The 7516-nt window shown below is 37.8% G+C and carries 7 protein-coding genes and 2 pseudogenes; 3 read left to right on the plus strand and 6 right to left on the minus strand.

Annotated features, from left to right (window positions below; all coding sequences use genetic code 11):
- Together ACKI5B_RS11300 and prs are read right to left on the minus strand one after the other, a co-directional pair.
- Positions 1 to 794, minus strand: a pseudogene (locus ACKI5B_RS11300) (hypothetical protein); the annotation flags it as partial.
- Between the two features lie 2 nt (positions 795 to 796).
- Positions 797 to 2062: a ribose-phosphate diphosphokinase gene (gene prs / locus ACKI5B_RS11305; protein ID WP_407428811.1), complete on the minus strand. Its 1266-nt coding sequence runs from the start codon at positions 2060 to 2062 to the stop codon at positions 797 to 799.
- Between the two features lie 121 nt (positions 2063 to 2183).
- Between prs and ACKI5B_RS11310 the strand changes: the two genes are divergently transcribed.
- From ACKI5B_RS11310 to rpmB, 3 genes are all read left to right on the plus strand, one after another.
- Entirely contained in the window at positions 2184 to 4367 is a 2184-nt protein-coding gene (locus ACKI5B_RS11310; RefSeq protein ID WP_407428813.1) for a SpoIIE family protein phosphatase, read from the plus strand.
- A 47-nt stretch (positions 4368 to 4414) separates the two neighbouring features.
- A complete protein-coding gene (locus ACKI5B_RS11315; protein ID WP_407428815.1) occupies positions 4415 to 5335 on the plus strand; it encodes an MBL fold metallo-hydrolase in 921 nt (306 codons plus the stop codon).
- A 99-nt stretch (positions 5336 to 5434) separates the two neighbouring features.
- Positions 5435 to 5668: a 50S ribosomal protein L28 gene (gene rpmB / locus ACKI5B_RS11320; RefSeq protein WP_407428817.1), complete on the plus strand. Its 234-nt coding sequence runs from the start codon at positions 5435 to 5437 to the stop codon at positions 5666 to 5668.
- A 57-nt stretch (positions 5669 to 5725) separates the two neighbouring features.
- Here rpmB and ACKI5B_RS11325 read toward each other — a convergent pair whose 3' ends face one another.
- The 4 genes and pseudogenes from ACKI5B_RS11325 to ACKI5B_RS11340 all read right to left on the minus strand — a co-directional run.
- A complete protein-coding gene (locus ACKI5B_RS11325) occupies positions 5726 to 6142 on the minus strand; it encodes a hypothetical protein (RefSeq protein WP_407428819.1) in 417 nt (138 codons plus the stop codon).
- A gap of 1 nt (position 6143) precedes the next feature.
- Positions 6144 to 6605 (minus strand): ASCH domain-containing protein, encoded by a 462-nt coding sequence (locus ACKI5B_RS11330; protein WP_407428821.1) that lies wholly within the window; start codon positions 6603 to 6605, stop codon positions 6144 to 6146.
- Complete coding sequence (locus ACKI5B_RS11335) at positions 6605 to 6910, minus strand: hypothetical protein (RefSeq protein ID WP_407428823.1); 306 nt, start codon at positions 6908 to 6910, stop codon at positions 6605 to 6607. The genes ACKI5B_RS11330 and ACKI5B_RS11335 overlap by 1 nt, the downstream gene beginning before the upstream one ends.
- A pseudogene (locus ACKI5B_RS11340) lies at positions 6897 to 7516 on the minus strand (hypothetical protein); the annotation flags it as partial. The gene ACKI5B_RS11335 and the pseudogene ACKI5B_RS11340, both read right to left, overlap by 14 nt.

Raw genomic sequence — 7516 nt, forward strand, 5'->3', positions numbered from 1 at the left:
CCCGGAACTACAGACGGCATTGTACGAAGCCCTTCAGCAAAAACGGGCTTACTTGTACACAAATTAAGCCCTTCACTTGTACCAGCCCTGTCGCAAAGACGGCCTGGAAGAACAGTGCCAGTGCCTATCAAAGCCGCGACAAAATCAGGACTGCCTGCAAACACAAAAGTTCCTTCAAAAAGACCCGTTTCAAGGGCCGCCTTTTTTGTAACCTTTCCGACGAATGCACCCGCTTTTACAAAAGGCGGAATTTTTTTGATTTCAGAAGGTGTAAAACCGCACGCAGCAAGTTCTTCTTCATTCCAGTATGCAGGAGCAAATCTTTCTTCAGGAAGAATTGAAACAAAAGCCCCGGCCAGCTGATAAAGAAGATATTCAGGAGCACCAAGAATATGAGCAGAATTATTCCACTTTCCGACATAAAGTTTTTTAAAGGCTTTAAATCTTGGAATAAAAAGTGATTTTGTTTTTGAAAGACCTGAAGTCTTGCTGTTAAATTCTTCAGGAAGAGCTTCACTGTATAAAAATGTTATACCGTCTTCAGAAATAACCGTAGGGCCGTTTCCGCTTATGCAGACAGCTTCAACAGCATAATCCGGGCATTTTTCTTTTAGCTCAGAAATTGCAGCCTTTAATGCCGGAAGATAATATTTTGCAGAATCATGATTTACAAAAGCAGATTCCGGAAAGACCTGCCTTGAAACAAAAAACTTCCCCTTTGAAAGATTATCCGGCAGAAAAGCCGCCTTCAAAGAGGAAGTTCCAATATCAATACAAAGAATTGTATCTGTCAAAATTATTCTGATTTTTCAGAATCTTTGCTGTCTTTTTTAATGAGTTTGTCGATAATCGTACGGTTATCAAGCAAATCACTCAAAGACTGATCGTGATGAATTCGGGTAATTACGTTTGCAAAAAGACCTGTAACATTGGTTGAAATGAACCATTCTTTGTCTTTAAGGTCTGAATGATAAACTGCATTTGTACCGATTACACGATAGAAAAGTCCCTGTTTATAAGCCTGGTCAAAAAGTTCGATTGCATTACCGCTGAAGAATGGAAGCGAAATTGCTGCAATAACTTTTGTAGCACCATTATTGTGCAGGAATTCCATTGCTTTAAGCAAAGTACCACCGGTTCCAAGCATATCATCTGCAAGGAATGCAACTTTGCCTTTTACATCACCAAGAAGTTTAACGCTCTTGATATTTGTATTTTTTGCATCCTGAGTAACGACTGAATAATCGCGCTCTTTGTAAATCATTGCAAGAGGAACTTTAAGACCTGTTGCATAGAATTTATTGCGGTCAATAGCACCTGTATCAGGAGAAACGACAACTAAGTCTTCTTTGTTTGGGCCTGTAAGGTTTACAACCTTTGCAAGCTCACGGATAATCTGGTAAGAAGCATGGAGATTGTCGAGATAAGTTGTATTGAATGCATTTACGATTTCGCGTGAGTGAATATCGAGTGTAATTACGCGTGTAACAGATTTGAGCTCATAAATATGGCACAAAAGGGCAGCCGTTAAACCTTCGCGGCTCTTTTTTTTGTGCTGACGGCTGTAAGGGAATGCAGGAAGAACAAGTGTAATTGATTTTGCACCGGCCTGCTGTACAGCATCGATTGTAACAAGAAGGGTCATAACGTGGTCATTTACTGAAAAATTAACCATGTTTTTTCCGCCGTTCATCGGGATTGGCTCATGATTTTCGGCATCCTGAAAAATGTAAATGTCTTTTCCGCGAACGCAGTCTAAAAGCTCTGCTTTGACTTCTCCATTCGCGAACCAAGTGAACTGCGTGTTGATCTTAAAGACTGGTGGACGATATTTGTCAGTTTGACCGCGAACGACAAGATCAGAAGTAGCAAGATCGTTCCGGAAATTGATGTCCTGAACCAGTTTGTCCTTTTCGAGATTATATCTCTTTGAAATAACATCGCTTTTTAAAGCAAAACGATGTTTATACATGTGGCGGAGATGTGCGATAACTTCATCAGCAAATACTGCACCACCCGGACAAGCAACAACACCAAGATTAGTCGGTTCTGAATATGGCATGTTTATCTCCAAAAAAAATCGATACGCTATTCTAGCTTTTTAAGGAATGGTGGTCAATGTCAAACAAAACACTGAATAATAAATTCTGGAGATTTTAAAAATATGTGATACAATTATAAACATGAAGAAAAGGTCAGGAACCTTCAAAAATACATCAATATTTTTTCTCTCACTGCTTATGATTCTGCTCTGCTCCTGCTCCAGATCAAAGCCGGAAAGCATTATTATCGGAAATGATTTTTATTACTGGGAATCAACAGCAGAATCAAATATTGGTGACGTAATGAAAAATCTTCAAAATTTTAAAAAACTTGAAGATAAAACAGAACACAATCTTATGAAGATTTTTGGAAAAGACCGGCACTATATCTGGCTGAAAGCTGATTTTAAAATCCCGCCGCAATTTAAAAACCAGCCTCTGGGGCTTGTTATTCCACATTTAAGATTTGCAGAACAGCTCTGGTGCAATAACACTTTTATTTCTCAATATGGTTCCTTTCCGCCCCACGAACAGTCAACTTTATTTAAAGCTCATTTTTTCAGTTTCCCGGTAGATATTTTAAATCAGGAAGGCACAAATACAGTTCTTATTAAAGTCTTCATCCAGGGTGACAGCGGTATTTCAAGCCATGCCTTTATCCTTCCGACACGTTTTGCATATCCTGCTTTTGAAAGAATAAATTTTAATCACGCAAAAATATATATGCTTCTTTTCGGCATTATGTTCTTTACCTTTATTCTGTATCTGGCCCTTTACTCAAATCTTAAAGCCTTTAAGGAATTCAGAGAATTTGCTCTTTTAAATCTTTTTACATCATTTTTTCTGTTTTATTTTTTTGCAACTGAAATACCTTTTTACACAACAGGTCTTATTCCTCATCTTCAATTTGCAAAATTCACGCTCTGCATCCCGGGTTATGTTATTATTTATCTTTCTACACTGTTTGCTGTTGATTATTATGGGACAAAAACACCTAAACTTTTAGAAATTTTACGAATTTCAATCCTTACAGTACAGGTTTTACCGACACTTTTTGCAGTCAGTTATGATTTTCTGATTAAAGTATCTCCTTTTATGATGAGTCTTGCTGCACTTCAGGTAGCAGGCGGCATTTATGAACTTTTTGTAAATCTTTACAATCCTAAAACACGTGCAAAAGCACTTCAGTTTCTTATAGGTTTTCTTCCATTTCTTTCAGGTATTTTTGTTGATATTTCTGTCAGAGTCATGGATTCAACCGGTTCATATCCATACTTTACAATTTTCGGCTGGCAGGGAACAATTGTAATTTTCATTGTTATGCTTTCAGTCCGTTTTTCAAATCTTTACAGAAGTAATGAAAATCTTACCAATCATCTGCAGGAAGAAGTTGATGTCCGTACACATGATTTACAGAATGCAAACACCACTCTTTCAGTTCTTAATGAGCGGCTCGAAAAAGATAAAAAACATTCCGAAATTGACCTTGAAATGGCAGCTCTGGTTCAGAAAAATTTCTTTCCAAATCCAGATAAACACTTCAAAGGCTGGGAAATTTCAGTCTGCTATTCACCACAGTCAAAAGTTTCCGGCGATTTCTATGATTACTACAGCTACAATGATATTTTAAATGGTTTATCTCTCTTTGATGTTTCAGGTCACGGGCTTTCTGCAAGTCTTGTAACCATGCTTTCTAAAAATATTATTTCAAGAGTTTTCCAGACTGGATTCAGACGCAAAGAGCCGGTCAACAAAATCTTAACAAAAATCAACAATATGATTCTTTCAGAAAAGGGTGATATCGAAAATTACATGACAGGTATTTTGTGCCGTTTTGATGAGGCAGCTGGTTCAAACAAATGCAAAGTTGAATTAGGAAATGCCGGCCACCCATATCCGCTGAAATACAGTGCAGAAGATAATGAAATTTATGAATTAAAAGGGAACGACGGCAAAAAACATTATGGTGCAATCGGAATGAAAGGAATCACAGTTTCATTTGCCCAGTCAGATTTTGTAATGAATAAAAATGACATTCTTGTTCTCTATACAGATGGTATCACCGAAGCTGCGAATATCAAATATGAGCAGTTTGGAATTGACAGAATTAAACATTTAATAAAACAAAATCATGAAAAATCATCCGGTGAAATTGTCAAAATCATTATGAACGCTCTGTTTGACTTTACACAACAGAAACCTCTCGAAGACGATATAACCATAATTATTGCAAAACGCACTGATTTAAATGATTTTGTCGCAGAAGCAGAACATGAAGATGATGAAGATGAATTAATTGAAGAACTTTCTGAGATACAGGAATAAAAACCTTTCCCTTTAACTATTCTTTTATTTTTGATATAATTTTAAGCATGAAAATGACTTTGATGGGAACGGGCACAAGTCATGGTGTACCTGTTATCGGATGTAACTGTGCTGTCTGTACTTCATCTGATTCCCGCGACACCAGACTTAGATGTTCAGCCCTCATTGAATATAATAATCAGCATTTTCTCATTGATGTAGGCCCGGATTTCCGCTTTCAGGCATTAAAATATAAAATCTGCCGGCTTGATGCAGTTTTTATTACCCATTCACACGCAGACCACTTACACGGCATTGATGATCTTCGGATTTTCAGCCACAAAAATTCTTTTGCCATGAGCCGTGACCGTCAGATTATCGAAAAATATCCTGAAACCACCGGTGAAGGTTTGCCTGTCTACACCAGCGAACGCACTAAAGGCTACATTCACGAACGTTTTCCATATATTTTCGTTGAACACGATAAAGGCGGCGGTATTCCAAAGCTTCATCTTATTTCCATTGACCAGAACACATCAGAAAATCCGCTCTTCCCCGGTGAAGATAAACAAATTGAAGTTGTTCAGATTCCCATGCTGCACGGAAACCACCATACAAACGGATATGTATTTGCCTGCCATACTGGAAATATTAAAAAATCAATTGCTTATCTTACTGACTGCAATTTTATATCAGATAAATCAATTGAAGAAGTTAAAAAATCAGGCGGGCAAATCGAACATCTTGTAATCGATGCCCTTCGTGAAAAAGAACATTCAAGCCACTGTAATTTTATACAGGCTCTTTCTTACGCCGAACAAATCGGAGCAAAGCACACCTGGTTCACACATATGACTCACGATATGAGTCATATTCAGGTTCAAAATTACATAAATGAGCATATTTCGGATTTTCCACGCCTTGCAGAAATCATAAAAAACTCAGGTTCCGTTTCTCCTGCGTATGACGGTCTTGTTCTGGAAGTATAAAAAATCCGGTATTTTAGATTCTTTCATATTGACACTATAAGGTCTTTTTTATATACTGTTTGAACTTAATTCGTATTCAATTTTAGGTAGGTATAAGTCATGTCTAGAGTTTGTGATATTTGCGGAAAAGGTTCTCAGTCTGGTAACAGAGTTAGTAAATCATACAACCACACACGCCACACATGGAGACCAAACATTATCAAGGTAAAGACAGAAGATTTCGGACGAACAGAAACTTTAAATGTCTGCTCACGCTGCTATCGCTCAGGTTTCGTTACAAAGAAAATCACAGTCGTTCCTGCAAACGCTGGTGCTCCTGCAGCTAGCAACTAATTCAATTATTAACATTGAATGAACCCGCTGGATTTTACTCCGGCGGGATTTTTTTTACTAGTCCCGTGTTATAAGAAGTGCACACAAAACAATCATATGAAGGGCAAAATCATAAAGCCAGTTAAGGAAGTTATTAATTCCACCGTTTAAAAGACCGCCCCTTCCAAGGAAATCAGCAAGAACAATTGCAACAGCCCATACAATTACAACAATCAGTTTAAGAATTGAACCAAAAGTTCCCATTCTGTCGCCGATAAAAAGCTGCAGGATAATGAAAATTCCTGAAAGAAGTTCAATTACACCAAATGCAATTGCAAGAATTTTTGCAATGTCACCGTTAAAGATTGATTTGATTGCTTTGCAGCCGAAGTCTCCTCCACCCTGTAAAGCCCAGATTCCACCGACAGCAAGCATTGCGCCTACTGCAATGTTAAGTACAAGCCAGAAAAGCCGTACTTCAGATTTTTTAGCCATATTAAGCCTCCTTTTTATATATAACACGGAAGATTTCACAGACTATTTTTGAATCTTCCCGTGCTTCAAAACCACACAAATCAGCCTCATCTTCTAAAAATTCGTGCATTTTATCCTGCCAGTCACTTAAGTTTTCGTTTTCACCGTCCCTCTTTGCAAGCTCCCAGGAAATTTCATTAAAAGGCAGGATATTTACATCAGTAAGTTCGATAACGCAACAAGGTTCATCTTTTGAATCAAGAACAATATAAGTTTCACCTGCAACAGGCACGCTTTCACGGTTAATTTCGATTGAATCAAGCGGTGTAAAAACTGCTGTTTTAGCACCTGAAAGCACAAGTGAAAGCTGACTGGTTCCAGTAAATCCGGAATCTTCGAAGACGAGTTCTCGTGAATAAACAGCGTTTTCTTCACTTTGGTCTGTTGCTTTTAAGTATGATTTCCAGAATTCAATTTCAGTCATTATCTTCTCCTGGTTCTAAAAAGCATGATGATAAATGAAATTATAACAAAAAGGCCTGGTAAAACAGAAAGAACAAGCTGAATAACAGGAATATTATTTCCAAAAATTAAAATGTTTTGAGGAACAACAAAACCAAGTTTTAAAAGTAAATCAAATACAATTGCTGAATATCCTGTAACAGCGGCAAAAACAAGAAACATCCAGGCATAATCGCGGGTACGGCTCCAGAGCATAATTGCAAGAAAAGCAATAATTCCGCCGAGAACAAGCTTAATTATAAAAAAAATTATTTCAGTCTCGCTCATAGGCAAAAGGATTTTTTTCTAAGCTACGGAAATTGCCTTTATCAGCTCCAAAAGGCACAATCGAAGGCTGATTATATTCTGGAGAAATTACAAGATTGCAGCTAAGACAGTGCAGCACAAAATCCGCATATTTTTCTTCCGGGATTTTTGGAAAAAGATAAGGACCTTTGCGTTCCCAGTATTTTGTAATTACCTTGTCGTAAATAAACCAGTGCTTTTCTTCGCGTTCCTGGAGTGCTTTGATTAAATCGTAAACAGAGCGTGTGACAGCTGCACATAATGGAGAAGAAAGAAATGTTTCGCCTTTTAAGTGGTTTCGACACGGCTCGATTACAGAAGTTTTTACTGCAAGAATAAAAATGTCGTTCGTCCATGGAAGAGAGGGCTCTAATACAATGCAGTCAATATTGTGCCAGTCAACAGAAACAGGATTCCACGGTCTGTAAACAGAAGTTGACTGAGAAGAAAGTGAAACTGCAGCCTCTAGTGCAGACTGTTTGTTTGCAAAAGTGAATGCAGTACGGTCATCTCCGAATAATTCTGAAACAGCCCGGCTCAGCTGAGACCTTTCTTTACCGCTTGGAGAAGAAAAATCTGTATAAAATG

It is taken from the genome of Treponema sp. (assembly GCF_045657965.1).
Classification (GTDB): Bacteria; Spirochaetota; Spirochaetia; order Treponematales; family Treponemataceae; genus Treponema_D.

Coding starts and splice junctions, on each gene's coding strand:
- ACKI5B_RS11325 (WP_407428819.1), bottom strand. CDS start 6,142: ATGGCTAAAAAATCTGAAGTACGGCTTTTCTGGCTTGTACTTAACATT.
- ACKI5B_RS11315 (WP_407428815.1), top strand. CDS start 4,415: ATGAAAATGACTTTGATGGGAACGGGCACAAGTCATGGTGTACCTGTT.
- ACKI5B_RS11335 (WP_407428823.1), bottom strand. CDS start 6,910: ATGAGCGAGACTGAAATAATTTTTTTTATAATTAAGCTTGTTCTCGGC.
- prs (WP_407428811.1), bottom strand. CDS start 2,062: ATGCCATATTCAGAACCGACTAATCTTGGTGTTGTTGCTTGTCCGGGT.
- ACKI5B_RS11330 (WP_407428821.1), bottom strand. CDS start 6,605: ATGACTGAAATTGAATTCTGGAAATCATACTTAAAAGCAACAGACCAA.
- ACKI5B_RS11310 (WP_407428813.1), top strand. CDS start 2,184: ATGAAGAAAAGGTCAGGAACCTTCAAAAATACATCAATATTTTTTCTC.
- rpmB (WP_407428817.1), top strand. CDS start 5,435: ATGTCTAGAGTTTGTGATATTTGCGGAAAAGGTTCTCAGTCTGGTAAC.